This is a genomic window from Fibrivirga algicola (assembly GCF_011742925.1).
GTDB classification, from domain to species: domain Bacteria; phylum Bacteroidota; class Bacteroidia; order Cytophagales; family Spirosomataceae; genus Fibrella; species Fibrella algicola.
The window spans coordinates 92744-108761 of sequence record NZ_WAEL01000003.1; the positions used below are offsets into that span (position 1 = coordinate 92744).

Sequence of the window (16018 nt, forward strand, 5' to 3'; positions counted from 1 at the left end):
GTGGATATGGACGCTTTTTATGCGTCGGTAGAGCAGCGCGATGACCCGGCTTTACGGGGAAAACCTATTGCCGTGGGGGGTTCTCGGGAGCGAGGCGTCGTAGCCGCCGCCAGCTACGAAGCCCGCGTGTTTGGGGTACGTTCGGCCATGCCATCCAGCACGGCTCGCCGCAAATGTCCGGAGCTACTCTTCGTAAAACCGCGTTTTGAGGTCTACAAAGCCGTTTCGCAGCAGATCCGATCTGTGTTTGCCGAATATACGCCACTCATTGAGCCGCTCTCGCTTGACGAAGCGTACCTGGATGTAACAGATAATCTGAAGCAACTGGCCTCGGCTACGCAGATTGCCCGGCAAATCAAAGACGCCATCAAAGAGGCAACGGGACTGACTGCCTCGGCGGGTGTTTCCTATAACAAGTTTCTGGCAAAACTGGCTTCTGATTACAGGAAACCTGACGGACTATTTGTGATTAAACCTAGTCAGGGCTTGGCTTTTGTAGAAACACTGCGGGTAAGTCAATTTCACGGCATTGGTCCGGCCACGGCGGCAAAAATGAATCAACTTGGCATTGCCACGGGCCTCGACCTGCGCCGACAAACCGAAGCATTCCTGGTCCGGCATTTTGGCAAGGCGGGCCATTTTTACCACGCCATCGCCAACGCCATCGATGACCGGCCCGTGCGGCCCGATCGTGAACGGAAATCGATTGGCTCTGAAACCACTTTCAGCACCGACCTGAGTGACTGGGATGACTTGATCGACGGGTTGCACGGCCCTATAGCCGATCTATGGCAGGATTGTCAGCGCCTGAAAAGTACGGGACGTACCCTGACGGTGAAAATCAAGTACGCCGACTTTCAGCAGATTACCCGCAGCCGGTCATTCGGTTCCCCGATTGCCAGCGAGTCCCAGCTAACGTACCTGGCTCACGAGTTACTCCAGGCGCAAATGCCGTTCCCCAAGGGGGTACGGCTATTGGGTGTCTCGCTTTCCAATTTGGAGTCGACCGATGGCACCATATCTCGTTCAGAAGTTGGGAAGCAGCTCGAAATAGGGTTCTGACAAGGCCATTTCCTCACTTTAACTTGCCGTATACAGCTACACCCTTATAGTATGTTAGTTAGAGCAACCTGATCAGTAATCACAATAAAGCCATGGAAGGACCCCGATTCATCTATGAATTACTAGGCCTGATCATCGCCGCCAGCTTTCTGGCGTTCCTGACGCGCCCAACGGAAACAGAGTTTAGCCGCCGATCGCTCGCCCGTTACAGACGGCGCCAGAGCCGGAAGAAGCACCATACCTTGACCGTACGCCCTGAGTCTACGCTCCGGGAACCGTGGGGCACCAGCAGGAATGCCCCAGCTAAGCCCATAACAGACTGGTCAACGGATGCGACGAGCACTGACGATGACTGAGGCGCAGGTATTGTGAGCTCACCCAACTAATCGGGCAACCCCAAAAGCCGCTGCGGCCGCCAAAGCGCCGATAAGCATCACTTTGATGGCCCCACCAACTGGTGGTTGCCCGGTTAGCTTACTTTTGAAGTAGCCGAAGAAAAACAGGCAGACCAACGTAACCACGCACGAATACAACAACGCATCGGCAGGTACGCTGACCAGAAAATAGGGCGCCAGCGGTACCAGTCCGCCCGCCACATATGACAGGCCAATAGTCAGCGCACTCTTAGTAGCTCGGTTCGGGTCTGGCGCATCGAGCCCTAATTCGTACTTCATCATGAAGTCGACCCACTTGGTCTTGTCTTTTGCCAGTTCATCGGCAATTACATGTTGCAGGTCAGGAGCCAGGCCCATCTCGGCAAATACGTCACGTACTTCTTGTTTTTCACGCTCGGGAACGGTCTCTACTTCCCGAACTTCACGCCGACGCTCCGATTCATAATGATCAGCCTCGGTGCGGCCTGCCAGGTAACCACCTAGCCCCATCGCAATTGATCCAGCCACAATTTCGGCAATTCCCGCCGTCACTACCAACGTCGAATTGGCCACAGCACCGCTCAGGCCAGCAGCCAGGGCGAACGGAACGGTGAGACCGTCGGCCATCCCAATCACGATATCAGAGATAAAATCAGAGCTGTGGAGATGCTCTTCGTGGTGCAAGTGACCGGTGTCGCTCATCGATTTAGTGGTGGGACTAAGTTAGCCTGGCCGGCAGGTACGCTCATTTGGGCGGCTGGGTGACTGTGGTTGCTGTAGTCTCTCTCAGTTCCCGGTGCATGATTAAGCCGCCTAATCGGCCAACATTAGCCATTAATCCAAACGTAATAAGAGAAAGCACAAAAACCAGCATTGGCAACCAGGCCCATTGTTTAGCCCGTTGCCAAACCAATGCCAGCAACGAGAGTAAACCCGTCAGGTACATGCCTATGTTGGCAATATCAGCAGCCTCCTCGTGTTCATGCAACCGGACTCTATCCAGCGCGTTAATCGATTTTAGATAATGCTCGGCACTCTCGCCTGTCTGGTTCGTAATAGCCGTACATACGCTAATGAGCAAAAACAGCCCGAAACCAAGGTTGACAATAGCGCCATTACGGCGAAACAGGCCGAAGCCCAGCACAATAGTTGCCAGTAAACCGCCAATAATTGGAAAATGATTAACCAGCAGATGCCAGTCTGCGCCGTTCATTGCCATAGTGAGCCACGTAAATAATGAAGAGATGGAGCTTGATCAATTGTGACGAAGGCCACATACTAAACAACAAATCAGCATTCTATGTAGCCCGTAAACTTATCCTCAGGTCTACGCATTTACACTGCCGCCGACTCGCAAACGTAGGTTGGAATGATACCTGTGGCTTTGATGCGAAGGTCAACATCTTCGGCGGGCGTATTGCCGGTGAGCACCAGCGCCGTATCGAAACCAAATTTGTTACCGCCCAGAATATCACTTTTGAGGGTATCTCCCACCATCAGGATCTCATTTTTACCAATAGGTGCGCGCTCACTGGGCGAGTCACGCAGTAGATCGTAGGCGAACATGAACAGCTGCGCATCCGGCTTCCCGAAACGGATAAACTGCTTACCCACAATGCGTTCGAGCATATCAGCTACCGCGCCAATAGCTACCGCCACACGATTGCCCGATACGGGGTACGTGGCATCGGTGTTGGCCACGATTACGGGAATGTTGCGCTGCCGGAGCAGGTTAACTGTCTTATTGAGGTCGGTGTTCCAGTCAAATCCCTCATCGTCGAGCAGCACCAGAGCGGTGATATCGCCCGCATTGTTGAGGTCTACCTCACGAATCGGCAGGGCGTGCAAGTCGGCGTTTTCAATATAGTGTGCCGATGTATCAGTACCCAGGTAAGCAACCGTACCATGACTTACTTTCAGTTGCAGGTATTCCCTCGCCAGCATGCCTGACGATACGATGCGGTCGGCGGTAACCATTGGTAATCCCAATCGGGCATATGATTCGGCCAGTTGGTCGGGGCTGCGCGAGGCATCGTTGGTGAGTACGTAGAATGGCTTTTCGGTCTGGATCAACGCGTTAATGGTCCGATCAACACCGGGAATTAGCCCGTGTGCATTTTTCAATACACCATACGCGTCAAAGAAAACAGCTTTGTACTGGTCAATCAGGGAGGCGAAAGAAGTCATTCGTAGATAGAGTTTCAGGTTTGTCGTTTATGAGTCGACGGTGCGCTGACAAGTGATCAATGTATATAGAGCGACGCAATGCCAACTGGCAAACCATAAACGGCAAAGGACCGCACGTTAGAGACCCAATCGCTCTAGAATGGGCGTTACGTCGAAGTGTTCAATGGATGGGAAATAAATGTCGTAAGCTTCGCGCTGAAGTTTGGTAGCGTAGGTGCGGTGGAAAAAATACCGGCCATACTTGATCACGTAATTCAGGATAAAGAACCGGTATGCTTCGGGCAGAAACTCGATCTCGCGAGCCGTCAACGGGTAAATCTTGTGATACTCTTCCAGAAACCAGCCGAACCGCTCTTCGGCCATTGGGCCAATGTAGTACGAAAATACCGTACGATCGCCCGCATCGGAGCAAACACGGCTAAAAAAGTAGAAATCCATTACCCGGTAGCTAATCCGGAACCAGTCGTAATCCCAGCGGGAGAACAGTTTCTGGTCATCGGTCACTGAGAAGTTGCCGATGTTCCAGTCCACGAAAACGGGCATGGTTTCCACCCGCTTGTCGACTAGCCGCTTCCGATTTTCCAGAAAAAGCTGGCACTGTTTACGCAACGTACCTTCGTGCATGCGGTGCTCAAACTTCCCGGCATCGGTATCCAGCAAGTCGAGTAGCCCCTGCACGTCGGACCGGAGTGTTTTGGAGTACTTCGGCAATACCGACGATGCCCGCGCGCAAGCCAGATGGAACTTAGCAATTTCGGCTCCCAACTTGCGAATATGCGTTTCATCGAGCCGACGCGGCATCCGATCCATCGTTCGGATGGGGTTGTAAAAAACCACCCAGGCGTCGACCGTTTCGCTTTGATGACGGTAGATGAATACCTGCCCGTTTTTCATCAGTGACTTGGCCAGCACATTTTCGAACGGATACAAGAGGTTGTTCGCCAGGGCATGAATGATGCGATGGTCTTCTTTGAAGTGCTCGAATTTGCCGAAGTACGATAGTTTCGCAATCACGCGGTCGCCTGAGTCGAGCGTTATGCGGAAGACGTGGTTTGTAGAGACTTTGGCACTAATGTCTTCTACGGTCTGCACCGTTTGGCTGGGATCAAACGCCGCCCATGCCTGGCGGATTATGGTAGGGTAGTCGATAAGACGCATAACAGCTGTTCGCTGAGTACAGTCTATTACTTGCTGTTTCGCTGCCAGTGGGCAAGACATGCCTGTGCAGCAAAACAGCTAGTAATAGACTGTACCCGGTAAACCTTTATTCAAATGAGTTCAAAATACCGTTTCAATTCCCAGTCGCTTACCTGACTGGCGTACTGCCGGTATTCCCAATCGCGGGTTTGGCAGAAATGGTTAACGAAGCCCTCGCCGAAAAGTTCAGCGGCCACCGGCGAATCACGCATCAGGTGCGTGGCATCGCGGAGGTTGGGCGCCAGCCGACCATTGGTTGCATTTTCGTAGCCGTTGCCCGTTGTGGGGGGTACGTCGAGCGAGAGGCCGTGCCGAATACCGTACAGACCCGACGCCAGCGCTGCGCCCATTGCCAGATAGGGGTTTGTGTCTGATCCGGGCACCCGCATCTCCACACGGGTGTACGTTTCGGTATGGTTCAGCACCCGCATAGCTACCGTTCGGTTGTCGAAACCCCAGGTAAGCGTAGTGGGCGCCCAGGCCCCTTCAACCAACCGTTTGTAGCTGTTGATGGTTGGGGCGTACATAGGCAGAATATGGGGCAGGCAGTAAAGCTGGCCGGCGATGTACTGGCGGGCCAGGGTACTCAGCTTATCGGGGGCAGCCGGATCAAAAAACAGGTTTCGCCCCGAGTTGGGCGCGCCATCGGGCGACCATAGGCTCTGATGAATGTGCCCACTGCAACCCGGCAATTCGGCATTCCACTTAGCCATAAACGTAGCTACCACACCATGCCGATACCCGATTTCTTTAACCGCTGTTTTGAACAACACGGCTTTGTCGGCGGCCCTCAGGGCCGAATCGTGGTGGATAGCCGCCTCATACACGCCGGGACCGGTTTCGGTATGTAGCCCTTCGAGCGGAATACCAAACTGACCCAGCCACGTGAACAAATCATCGACAAATTGATGCTCCATCGACGGGCGCAGGATGGAATAGCCAAACATACCCGGCGTCAGTGGCGTCAGATTTCGGAAGTCTTTCTGCTGGAGGGTTTGAGGCGTTTCGCGGAAGTTAAACCACTCGAATTCCTGTGCCATTTCGGCCCGGTAGCCCATTTCGGTCGCCTGGGCAACTACCCGTTTCATCAGCGAACGCGGACAGGCGGGTAGGTCGGCACGCCCGGTATCGCCCCCACTAAAGTCGGCCAGGAAAAAAGGCAAATCGTTTTCCCACGGAATTTGCCGGAACGTACCCAGATCAATTCGCACGGGCCGGTCGGGATAGCCGGTATGCCAGCCGGTGACGGTACCGTTATCGTACGCCACATCGGTACTGTCCCAGCCAAACACGACATCACAAAATCCGTAACCGTCGGCTAAGCCTGCGCGAAATTTCTCGCGGCTGATCACCTTTCCGCGCAGGATACCGTCGATATCGGCAAAGGCAAATTTAACTTTCGGAATGTCGTGTTCGTCGAGGTAGGCGAGTAATTGTGTAGCGTCCATGCGCGTTGAGCGAGGTTGGTCAGGAGGCTAAAGATAAAGAGTGAACCGGTGAAAGAAATAAAAGGGACAACGTGAAAGAGCGCTGTTACTGATCATTTCGACCTGTAGCAGCGCTCTTTCACGTTGTCCCTTTTATCTTATCGAATTTCCATCTCGAACGGCAGGCGTGCCTGAACTCCCTGTAACGTCTGCAGCTTTTTCATCTGCTTTACCACCGGCGCTAGCGGACCAAGCGCAGTTTGCACGCGGGTGTTGTCGTCATCGCCGTTACCGAAGAACTTCATCACTTTCTTGAAGGCATCCTCCTGCACTGGGTAATACCGAAGGCGGTAATCACCGTCTTTCAGCTTTGCTTCCGTAGCAGCCACTTTAACTGCCTCATCAAGCCCACCTAGTTGATCGACCAGACCAATGGCTTTTCCCTGCGTACCGGTCCAGACACGACCGCCCGCAATGGCTTTCACACTGTCGACCGAGAGTTTACGGCCGTCGGCCACTTTCTTGGTGAAACTGGCGTAGATGCGGTCAACGCTGGTTTGTAGCACTTTCCGGTCAAAATCAGACAGGGGTTTAGTCGCGCTGGGGAAATCGGCATGAGGGTTAGTCAGCACACGGTCAAACGTAACACCGAGCTTGTCTTTGAACAGGTTCTCGGTATTGAAGAGCAGGGCAAACACGCCGATTGACCCCGTGATGGTGTTGGGTTGGGCTACGATCTTGTTGCAACCCATAGCCATAAAATAACCTCCCGATGCGGCATAATCAGAGAACGAAGCGATGATGGGCTTCACCTTACGGGTCAGCTGTACTTCACGCCACATCACGTCAGACGCCAGCGCGCTGCCACCACCCGAATTGATGCGCAGCACTACGGCCTTGATTCCTTCGTTTAAACGTGCCTTGCGAATTTCGCCCGCGATTTTATCTGAGCCGATGCTGTTTTCATCGCCATCACCGGTGTTGATGTCGCCATTGGCAATGATAACGGCAATACGGTTTTTGCTCAAAATCTTGCTGTCATCGTCATCATCATCGTCGCTGCTTTCTTTTTCCGCGTCTTTGTACTTGCCAACGCTTACGTACTCAATCTTTTTCTTGTCGTCGACTTTCATGGCTCGCTTCATTTCGGTTTCCAGTTCGTCGAAGTAGCCCGTGTTGGTAACCAGTTTGAAGCGCAGGGCGTCGGCCGGTGTCTGCACGCTCAGGCTGTCGGCATAACCGCGTAACGTACTGGCAGGAACACCCCGGCTTTTAGATACGCCCGTCAGGAAATGATCGTTGATCGAGTTCAGAAACGAAGCCGTTTGTAGCCGATTCGGATCGCTCATTTTATCGAGCAAAAAGGGTTCTACAGCGCTTTTGAACGTACCCACCCGGAAGATTTCGGGTTTCAGTCCCAGTTTCTCGAGCGTACCTTTGAAGAAAGTGAGTTCAGCGGCAATGCCATTCCACTCCAGATCACCGGCGGGGTTCAGGTATACCTTGTCAGCTACCGAAGCGATGTAGTATGCTTTCTCGGTCATGACTTCGGCATACGAGTACACGAATTTTTTCGACGTTTTAAAGTCAATCAGGGCATTTCTGATTTCTTCGAGTGTAGCCCATCCCGCTTGCGGGTTCTGGGCATCGATGTACACGCCTTTAATGTTGTCGTCGTCTTTCGCTTTTTTCAGTGCCTCTTTAATCTCGATCAGGCCCAACACATTGGCGTCACCACTCCCACCGAACGCCGCAAACGGATTTTCTGAACTGCGTTCACGAATAGGCTCGTTGATGTCAAGTTTGAGAACTGAGTTTTTGGCGACGGTAGTTTGCTTCTTAGACGATGCTGCACCGATTACACCTGCAAAAATGATAATTCCCAGAAACGTAAAGATGAATAGCCCCAGCAATGTGGCCAAGAGGTATTTCAAAAATTGGCGCATAAGCTCTGTTACCTGTTAATTGTATATACACCAAAAATAAAGGCCCACTGTGTGAAGTGAGCCACTTTTTGGTTGAATGCGCAATATGGGGGATGAAAGGGAAATAAGTTACTGGTTTAAGGTACCAAGTCCCCCACAGTACTGCCAGGTTGACTAGAAAAGCACTGACGGAAACCTGGCATCTAAGTCCTTACAATTTCTTGTAGTCTTCCATCGCCATAAGAATAACCTCGTAAGCTTCTTCGCGACCGTAGATGGTGGCCAGCTCCATAACTGTTGGTTGATCGGGCAGGTTCTTGTAAGTCAGGAAGTAATGCTGCAACCGGTCCACTACGCTTTCGGGCAGTTCTGACAGGTCATTGAACGCATCGTACATCGCGTCGCCTTTCAGCACGGCAATGATCTTGTCGTCAGCTTCTCCTTTATCGATCAAACGGAAACCACCAATCGGACGGGCCTGCAACAGAATGTCACCGTGGGTAATGGTCGACTCGGTCAGTACGCAGATGTCGAGTGGGTCGCCATCACCTTCAGGAATACTGCGGCCCGTTTTCTCCGACGCCAGGTTAGCGATGCCTTCGCCACAGTAGGTCTGTGGAATAAAGCCGTACAACGACGGAATGATGTTTGAATACTTTTGCGGGCGGTCGATTTTCAGGTAACCCGTCTGCTTATCGATTTCGTATTTAACCGTGTCTGACGGTACAATCTCGATGAAGGCCGTTAGCATTTGGGGAGCAGCGTCGCCAGGGGTAATGCCGTGCCAGGGGTGAGCTTTCGACTGCGCCTTGACAACGGTGTCAATTTCTTTGGTTGAGAATTCAGCTTCCATAATTGGTAATTGATAAACTTGTACTATTCCGCGAAACTGCGAGGTTATAAATGACACATCCCGGCAATCAATATCTTTTTTTCAGTGCCGAACTGATTAGATATTGACTACCGGGACGACCTTGATCAAAACACGGTAAATGTGTCTGTCAATGTGATAACACAAAGATAAGACGGTAGTTACGCTAAACCGTCACTGTTTCCGAAAAACCTATCTTTCGGGCAATTTGGTACTCAGTGGTCTTTCCCGACGACTGTCGGATATATAGCTCGGCGAGGAAGCCAGCCAGGAAGAGTTGAACCCCTAAGATGATGGCAATCAGACCAAAATAAAACAGTGGATTGTCTGTTGCATTTCGGTACGGTAACCCTTGCAGGATATTGTACTTTTTCTGACCAACGATCACCAGCGCCATCATCATTCCGAAGAAAAACGACAACGTACCCAACCCGCCAAAGAAGTGCATCGGCCGTTTACTGAACTTGTTAACGAAGGCGATGACAAGGATATCGAGGAAGCCGTTTACGAATCGTTCGAGGCCAAACTTAGTCGTACCATATTTGCGTGCCCGGTGCTGCACCACCTTCTCGCCGATACGGCTGTACCCGTTCCAGTTGGCTATGATCGGGATATTACGGTGCATATCGCCGTAGAGGTTCAGCGATTTCACCACCTCCTGCCGGTAGGCTTTCAATCCGCAGTTGAAGTCGTGCAGCTTTACGCCCGACACCCAGCGCGCCACACCGTTGAACAGCTTGGTAGGCAAGGTTTTCGTAATGGGATCGTAGCGTTTCTCCTTCCAGCCCGATACCAGATCATACCCGTCTTCGGTGATCATCCGGTACAGTTCGGGAATCTCGTCGGGGCTATCCTGCAAGTCAGCGTCCATCGTAATCACAACCCTACCACGAGCGGCTTGAAATCCGGTTTGCAAGGCAGCCGTCTTCCCCGAATTTCGCGCAAACCGAATGGCCCGCACATGGGAGTTACGAGCCGCCAGTCCTTCGATGACGTCCCAGGAACGGTCGGTACTGCCATCGTCCATGAAGAGCAGTTCGTAAGAGTAATTATGTTCCGTCACGACCCGAACGATCCAGTCGTGCAGTTCAGGCAGCGACTCGTCTTCGTTGTAGAGCGGAATCAATATGGTCAGTTGCATGTGATGCTATGCTTGAATAGGAAATCAAGTATTACCTGATAACGAAGTCAAAGTTCGGAAGATTTCAGAATATCAGGTAGTAGGGTTGCAATAAGGCTTGAAATTCGGCCGTATAAGTCCGCCCGTCCAGTTCATGGATAGCCAACTGTTGGGGCGTGAGATCAGACGGGGCATCGGCAAAGCGAAAGGCTGTCAGATGGCGGAAAATCGGCTTTTGCGCATGATGCCGTAAGTACAACTGCCTGAACGGGCGCAATGCCTGTTCTCCCTTTGCTGCCAACTGACACAGCCGATCCGACTCAGGCGGGGGCAACAGCACCCACCACGTACCTGACAGACGGAGCAACCGCCGAACGACCACGAGTAAGTCAGCAAATGGCAGATCGTCAGTATGCAGTGCCCGGTTCACGGCCTTATCAGGCGATCGCAACGAGTTGGTGTAAAACGGCGGATTGGTCAGAATACAATCATAGACCGGCTCGGGTACGTTGCCTGCTTCTGCGTTCAGGTACGTTTGAATCGGCGTATTCCAGACACGTACCTGACTGGCGAACGGGCTGGCCCCCACGTTCTCCAGTGCCTGACCGGCGGCTACTTCATCCAGTTCAACGGCATCGATCTGCGCGGTGGGGTTTCGCTGGGCGGCCATCAGGGCCAGCAGTCCGGTACCGGTGCCAATGTCGAGCAGCCGATTGCCCGCTACGTCGGCCCAGGCACCCAACACACAGGCGTCGGAGCAGACTTTCATAGCCGTGCGGTCTTGCTGAATGGTGAATTGCTTGAAGCGAAACATGGCTGTATCGGCCATTTAGGTAATAGGAGCTGTAGCCGTATCTGGCGTTAAAAGCACCCCGTCAAAATTAGTTATTCCTACACCATTGGCCTGCCTCCTTTCGGCTTACTACGCAACTTTCTGTTAGTTCAGCTTCATAACCGACTTGTAGGGCGTCTTCTTTAGCCATATGCCAGACACACGCTTCAACAAGTACCTAAACAGGGATATCAATATCAGGCAATTGTCGGGCAACTCTCCTATCACATACGCTTCATCCTATACCGATGAATATAGAAGCAGAAAATCTCCTAATCGGCACAACATATTGAAAATCAATTTTTTAAACAATTTATCAGGTAAGTTTTACTAGAAACTAATTAAGTCGATAATTATTATATACTATACAATTTCCTCATATTTAGTTGATAACCACAACTGTTTATATCGCCCCACTATATGGCACAGCAACCTTACGGTCGATTCCCTGCAATCGGTGTAAACGATTCCAGACCTTTTCATACTAAAGTCGTTAACTTGCTGGATACCATAGCGGGTACCGCAGTCGGGCAGGCGATGCTTACGCAAATTCAGCAATCGGGTAAACGGGTGGACATTACCATGCTGAGGCCGGGCACAGACACAGGTAATAAATGTGTAGCGCATAACATCAAAAAATTTGTTCGCCTTCGTCAGGCCTTTACCAGTGGGCATGACCCGGCTCATGTATCGCTCAGAGAAGAACTACAACATACCCTGAGCCAGGCTGAGGCAGCCGGACATAGCAGGCTGTTTATTTGTAAACAACTGGCGCAGGGCTTGACTCCTGCAACGGTACGTACAGCCAACAACCTGACCCATGTACCACATAATCTAACCCGCACAAACGTTGCCGATAACGCCTGGGCAGTGGCGCAGATACTCGAAAAAATTACCAGGGGCACCATACGGCCGGATGAAATTCCAACGACAAGAAATGCCGAATATACCCTTGTTGACAACCTCATCCGCATTCTGAAACCTTGGCTACGTCCCGGAGATGGGAGTAATTGTGGAATTTACTTTGACCCGGATAATCAGGCTAGTTGTGCGGGTGATCGCGGCATGGCCTGGCGGCCACCGGGGATAGGGTTAGCGCACGAGCTTTGCCATGCCTGGCGGAACGTAACAGGAAATCGCCTGTTCGACGATGCGCAGGCTTGCGGACTTTCTGATGATGAAGTCATGACAACCGGAATTCCTCCCTACAATGCAGAGCCGTTCAGCGAGAACAGGTTTCGGTCTGTCTGGACACTCTCAAACTGGGAACGCTGGCGTCATTGGATCAACGAGTTACCTATGCGAGACAGCTATCGGTAACCTATCCAGAAAGTAGTTGATCCGCAGCCATGTTATGTGGCTGCGGATCAACTACTCTACGTACCTACATATTCCGGCGGTACTGCCCGCCAACAGCATACAGTGCTTGCGAAAGTTGACCCAGCGAACACACTTTGGCGGCTTCCATCAGGCTGGCAAACAGGTTCCCCCCTGTCAGGGCCGTCTGCTGCAACTCGTGTAACGCGACCTCGGCTGCATCGGCGTTTCGCTCCCGGAAGGCCCGCACGTTGTCGACCTGCGCGCGCTTCTCTTCATCGGTACTGCGAATTACTTCGGCGGGGGTAATCGTGGGTGATCCGTTGGGGTCGAGGAATGTGTTGACGCCAACGATGGGCAATTGGCCGTTGTGTTTCAGTGTCTCGTAATACATCGACTCTTCCTGGATCTTGCTGCGCTGGTACATCCGTTCCATGGCTCCCAGCACACCGCCGCGCTCGTTCAACGCTAGAAATTCCTGATAAACCGCTTCTTCGACCAGGTCGGTCAGCTCTTCCACGACAAACGACCCCTGCAACGGATTTTCGTTTTTAGTCAGGCCAAACTCCCGGTTAATCACCAGTTGGATAGCCATGGCCCGCCGAACCGACTCTTCCGTTGGCGTGGTAATGGCCTCATCGTAGGCGTTGGTATGCAACGAGTTGGTGTTGTCGTAAATCGCCAGTAAGGCCTGCAACGTGGTGCGGATATCATTAAAGGCGATCTCCTGCGCGTGCAAACTCCGCCCCGACGTCTGGATATGGTATTTCAGTTTCTGACTCCGGTCATTGCCGTTATACTTGTGCTTGATGGCTTTGGCCCAGATGCGCCGCGCTACCCGGCCCAGTACCGTGTATTCGGGGTCCATGCCGTTCGAGAAGAAGAACGACAGGTTTGGCGCAAAGTCATCGATGTGGAGGCCCCGACTCAGGTAGTACTCCACAAACGTGAAGCCATTCGAGAGGGTAAACGCCAGTTGGCTGATCGGGTTGGCCCCGGCTTCGGCGATATGATACCCGGAAATGGACACCGAATAGAAGTTCTGTACGCGGTTCTGCGTGAAATACGCCTGAATATCGCCCATCATGCGCAGAGCAAATTCAGTCGAGAAAATGCAGGTGTTCTGCGCCTGATCTTCCTTTAGAATATCAGCCTGCACCGTTCCCCGCACCTTCCGCAGCGTATCGGCTTTGATCTGCTCATACACCTCAGCCGGCACGACCTTATCTCCGGTCGTGCCGAGCAAGGCCAGTCCCAGGCCGTTATTACCGTCGGGTAAATCACCGACATAGGCCGAGACAGGACTTGCTGACGGGGTGTAGGTACTACTAGCCGCCTCATGATTTGCTTGTATCCATTTTTCTACCTGCTGATCAATCGCGGCGTTCAGGAAGAAGGCCAACAACATGGGCGCGGGACCGTTGATGGTCATTGACACGCTGGTAGCAGGGGCGCAGAGATCGAAGCCGGAATACAGCTTCTTGGCATCGTCGAGGGAAGCGATGCTGACACCGGAGTTGCCTACTTTACCAAAAATATCGGGGCGCAGGGCCGGGTCTTCACCGTACAGCGTCACTGAGTCGAAGGCAGTCGACAGCCGCTTGGCGGGCATTCCCTTCGAGACGTAGTGGAATCGGCGATTGGTACGTTCGGGGCCACCTTCACCGGCAAACATCCGCGTAGGGTCTTCTCCCTCCCGCTTTAGCGGAAACACGCCCGCCGTATAGGGAAACTCGCCAGGTACGTTCTCGCGCATGAGCCAGCGCAGCACATCACCCCAATCTGAATACTTCGGCAGGGCCACTTTCGGAATCCGCAGGTGCGAGAGCGTTTCGGTATACAGCGGTTGCCGAATCACCTTGTCGCGCACTTTGAACTCGTAAAAATCAGCTGTGTATCGCTGCTGCATCTCGGGCCAGCGGGCCAGCAATTTTTTGGCGTCGGGGTGAAGTTGAGCAGTGAACAGGTCGTGAAGGTCCTTTACCCCAGCCCCTCCCCTTACCGAAAGGGAGGGTAGTTGCTCTACAGAAGGCTCTGCTACTAGCGAAGCATTTCCCACCTCCCTTTCGGTAAGGGGAGGGGACGGGGGTGAGGTGAGCATCGCCAGTACGCCCTCCAACTGATACAGCTTCGTCGCCAGCGTGGCCTGCTCGTTTACGAACCGATCATACCGCTGGCTCTCCTCCACAATCTCGGCCAGGTAACGTACCCGGTCGGGAGGGATTATGGAGGTAGATGGGACAAACGGAAGAACAGAAGAACGGGCGGCTGAAGGCGTGTCAGCTACGTTGGTTCCTTCCTCCTTTTCTCCGTTACTGCTTTCCTCCAGTAATGCCATCACGCGGCCGAACAGTTCGTTCATGCCCGCGTCGTTGAACTGCGACGCCATTGTGCCAACGATTGGCAGTTGCTCGTCGGTGGTATCCCAATTGTTGTGGTTGCGGCGGTACTGTTTGCGCACATCGCGCAGGGCATCGAGCGAGCCGCGCTTATCGAACTTATTGATGGCAATCAGATCGGCGAAATCGAGCATATCGATCTTCTCCAGCTGCGTGGCCGCACCGTATTCGGCGGTCATTACATAGAGCGTCTTGTCGGCATGTTCAGTGATCTCGGTATCAGACTGACCAATGCCCGACGTTTCCACGATAATCAGGTCGAAGCCCGCACTTTTACAGATATCAATGGCGTCCTGCACGTGGCGGCTCAGGGCCAGATTGGCCTGCCGCGTAGCCAGCGACCGCATATATACCCGCCCCTGACTCACCGCCGGGTTGAGCGTGTTCATCCTGATCCGGTCGCCAAGCAACGCGCCACCCGTTTTCCGTTTCGACGGATCGACCGAAATAATGGCCATCGTCTTGTCGGGGTAGGTTCGCAGGAACCGCAGAATCAGTTCATCGACCAGCGACGATTTACCAGCTCCACCCGTGCCGGTTATACCAAGAACGGGCGTAGGGTGTATAGCCTGGGGGGTAGCACGTATGGGTTGAGGCTGGCCATTTTCGGCTAGGGTAATAAGCCGGGCAATGGTTGAAAAATCAGTCAGGTCAGGTTGAATTGCGGAGTTATTCTCCTCGACCCGTGCCTCTCGGCAGCGCGCCAGCAAGTCATCGATCATACCCTGCAAGCCCAGCGTACGGCCATCGTCGGGGCTGTAGAGGCGGGCGATGCCATAAGCGTGCAGTTCCTCGATTTCGCGGGGTAAAATGGTGCCCCCGCCGCCGCCAAATAGCTTGATGTGACCTGCGCCGCGTTCCTGGAGCAGGTCGTACATGTATTTAAAGAACTCGATATGGCCACCCTGGTAGCTGGTAATGGCAATACCCTGCACGTCTTCCTGAATTGCACAATCCACGATTTCGGCCACTGACCGGTTGTGACCCAAGTGAATAACCTCGGCTCCTGACGACTGTAACAATCGCCGCATCAGGTTAATAGCCGCATCGTGCCCGTCAAAGAGCGAGGCTGCGGTAACCAACCGAAGCCGGGCCGTCGATACAGGTACGTTGGTAGTGAGTTGAGTAGGTTCTGATGAAGTTGTCATAGCAAGAGTTGTATCGAATAGGTGGTGGGCAGTAGCCCGCTACGGTTGGCCAAAGATACCGGTTTCGTCCCATCCTTTCTGCCGTTTATCCCAAACTATGAGCCAGTGAAACAGCATCTCGCCACATAGGATTACCTTTGCCCGTACCACGGACTTCAG

13 protein-coding genes are annotated in these 16018 nt (G+C 52.9%); 3 read left to right on the forward strand and 10 right to left on the reverse strand.

Annotated features, from left to right (window positions below; all coding sequences use genetic code 11):
- The first annotated feature begins 6 nt into the window (after nucleotides 1–6).
- Both dinB and F7231_RS08945 read left to right on the forward strand, forming a co-directional pair.
- Nucleotides 7–1062 carry a DNA polymerase IV gene (gene dinB / locus F7231_RS08940; protein WP_208295568.1) on the forward strand — a complete coding sequence of 352 codons (1056 nt, stop codon included), beginning with the start codon at nucleotides 7–9 and terminating at the stop codon, nucleotides 1060–1062.
- A gap of 92 nt (nucleotides 1063–1154) precedes the next feature.
- Nucleotides 1155–1418, forward strand: coding sequence for a hypothetical protein (locus tag F7231_RS08945; RefSeq protein WP_166691671.1), 264 nt, complete (start codon nucleotides 1155–1157; stop codon nucleotides 1416–1418).
- An 18-nt stretch (nucleotides 1419–1436) separates the two neighbouring features.
- Here the strand turns inward: F7231_RS08945 and F7231_RS08950 are convergent, their stop codons facing one another.
- The 9 genes from F7231_RS08950 to F7231_RS08990 all read right to left on the reverse strand — a co-directional run bounded on the left by F7231_RS08950 (nucleotide 1437) and on the right by F7231_RS08990 (nucleotide 10992).
- Nucleotides 1437–2138, reverse strand: coding sequence for a VIT1/CCC1 transporter family protein (locus F7231_RS08950; RefSeq protein WP_166691672.1), 702 nt, complete (start codon nucleotides 2136–2138; stop codon nucleotides 1437–1439).
- A gap of 43 nt (nucleotides 2139–2181) precedes the next feature.
- A complete protein-coding gene (locus tag F7231_RS08955) occupies nucleotides 2182–2655 on the reverse strand; it encodes a hypothetical protein (protein WP_166691673.1) in 474 nt (157 codons plus the stop codon).
- A 116-nt stretch (nucleotides 2656–2771) separates the two neighbouring features.
- Nucleotides 2772–3623, reverse strand: a complete 852-nt coding sequence (locus F7231_RS08960) for a TIGR01459 family HAD-type hydrolase (RefSeq protein WP_085410729.1) — start codon at nucleotides 3621–3623, stop codon at nucleotides 2772–2774.
- Between the two features lie 117 nt (nucleotides 3624–3740).
- Nucleotides 3741–4781 carry an aminoglycoside phosphotransferase/kinase family protein gene (locus F7231_RS08965; RefSeq protein WP_166691674.1) on the reverse strand — a complete coding sequence of 347 codons (1041 nt, stop codon included), beginning with the start codon at nucleotides 4779–4781 and terminating at the stop codon, nucleotides 3741–3743.
- Nucleotides 4782–4891: 110 nt separating this feature from the next.
- The gene (locus F7231_RS08970; RefSeq protein WP_166691675.1) at nucleotides 4892–6268 is read right to left on the reverse strand and encodes a glutamine synthetase family protein; all 1377 of its coding nucleotides are present in this window, start codon (nucleotides 6266–6268) and stop codon (nucleotides 4892–4894) included.
- Nucleotides 6269–6405: 137 nt separating this feature from the next.
- Nucleotides 6406–8193 carry a signal peptide peptidase SppA gene (gene sppA, locus F7231_RS08975; protein WP_085410732.1) on the reverse strand — a complete coding sequence of 596 codons (1788 nt, stop codon included), beginning with the start codon at nucleotides 8191–8193 and terminating at the stop codon, nucleotides 6406–6408.
- Nucleotides 8194–8383: 190 nt separating this feature from the next.
- Nucleotides 8384–9025 (reverse strand): inorganic pyrophosphatase, encoded by a 642-nt coding sequence (locus F7231_RS08980; RefSeq protein ID WP_085410733.1) that lies wholly within the window; start codon nucleotides 9023–9025, stop codon nucleotides 8384–8386.
- Nucleotides 9026–9209: 184 nt separating this feature from the next.
- Nucleotides 9210–10184, reverse strand: coding sequence for a glycosyltransferase family 2 protein (locus tag F7231_RS08985; protein ID WP_085410734.1), 975 nt, complete (start codon nucleotides 10182–10184; stop codon nucleotides 9210–9212).
- 64 nt (nucleotides 10185–10248) lie between these two features.
- A complete protein-coding gene (locus F7231_RS08990) occupies nucleotides 10249–10992 on the reverse strand; it encodes a tRNA1(Val) (adenine(37)-N6)-methyltransferase (protein ID WP_310589297.1) in 744 nt (247 codons plus the stop codon).
- 423 nt (nucleotides 10993–11415) lie between these two features.
- On the opposite strand from F7231_RS08990, the gene F7231_RS08995 reads away from it, so the two are divergent.
- Nucleotides 11416–12315: a type III secretion system effector protein gene (locus tag F7231_RS08995; protein WP_166691676.1), complete on the forward strand. Its 900-nt coding sequence runs from the start codon at nucleotides 11416–11418 to the stop codon at nucleotides 12313–12315.
- Between the two features lie 64 nt (nucleotides 12316–12379).
- Here F7231_RS08995 and F7231_RS09000 read toward each other — a convergent pair whose 3' ends face one another.
- Nucleotides 12380–15859, reverse strand: coding sequence for a methylmalonyl-CoA mutase family protein (locus F7231_RS09000; RefSeq protein ID WP_166691677.1), 3480 nt, complete (start codon nucleotides 15857–15859; stop codon nucleotides 12380–12382).
- Nucleotides 15860–16018 lie beyond the last annotated feature (159 nt).

Excerpts from the sequence above, each read along its gene's own strand:
- F7231_RS08980 (WP_085410733.1), bottom strand. The coding sequence starts at position 9,025 with ATGGAAGCTGAATTCTCAACCAAAGAAATTGACACCGTTGTCAAGGCG.
- F7231_RS08985 (WP_085410734.1), bottom strand. The coding sequence starts at position 10,184 with ATGCAACTGACCATATTGATTCCGCTCTACAACGAAGACGAGTCGCTG.
- F7231_RS08995 (WP_166691676.1), top strand. The coding sequence starts at position 11,416 with ATGGCACAGCAACCTTACGGTCGATTCCCTGCAATCGGTGTAAACGAT.
- F7231_RS08965 (WP_166691674.1), bottom strand. The coding sequence starts at position 4,781 with ATGCGTCTTATCGACTACCCTACCATAATCCGCCAGGCATGGGCGGCG.
- F7231_RS08945 (WP_166691671.1), top strand. The coding sequence starts at position 1,155 with ATGGAAGGACCCCGATTCATCTATGAATTACTAGGCCTGATCATCGCC.
- F7231_RS08960 (WP_085410729.1), bottom strand. The coding sequence starts at position 3,623 with ATGACTTCTTTCGCCTCCCTGATTGACCAGTACAAAGCTGTTTTCTTT.
- sppA (WP_085410732.1), bottom strand. The coding sequence starts at position 8,193 with ATGCGCCAATTTTTGAAATACCTCTTGGCCACATTGCTGGGGCTATTC.
- F7231_RS09000 (WP_166691677.1), bottom strand. The coding sequence starts at position 15,859 with ATGACAACTTCATCAGAACCTACTCAACTCACTACCAACGTACCTGTA.
- F7231_RS08955 (WP_166691673.1), bottom strand. The coding sequence starts at position 2,655 with ATGGCAATGAACGGCGCAGACTGGCATCTGCTGGTTAATCATTTTCCA.
- F7231_RS08970 (WP_166691675.1), bottom strand. The coding sequence starts at position 6,268 with ATGGACGCTACACAATTACTCGCCTACCTCGACGAACACGACATTCCG.
- dinB (WP_208295568.1), top strand. The coding sequence starts at position 7 with ATGGACGCTTTTTATGCGTCGGTAGAGCAGCGCGATGACCCGGCTTTA.
- F7231_RS08990 (WP_310589297.1), bottom strand. The coding sequence starts at position 10,992 with ATGGCCGATACAGCCATGTTTCGCTTCAAGCAATTCACCATTCAGCAA.
- F7231_RS08950 (WP_166691672.1), bottom strand. The coding sequence starts at position 2,138 with ATGAGCGACACCGGTCACTTGCACCACGAAGAGCATCTCCACAGCTCT.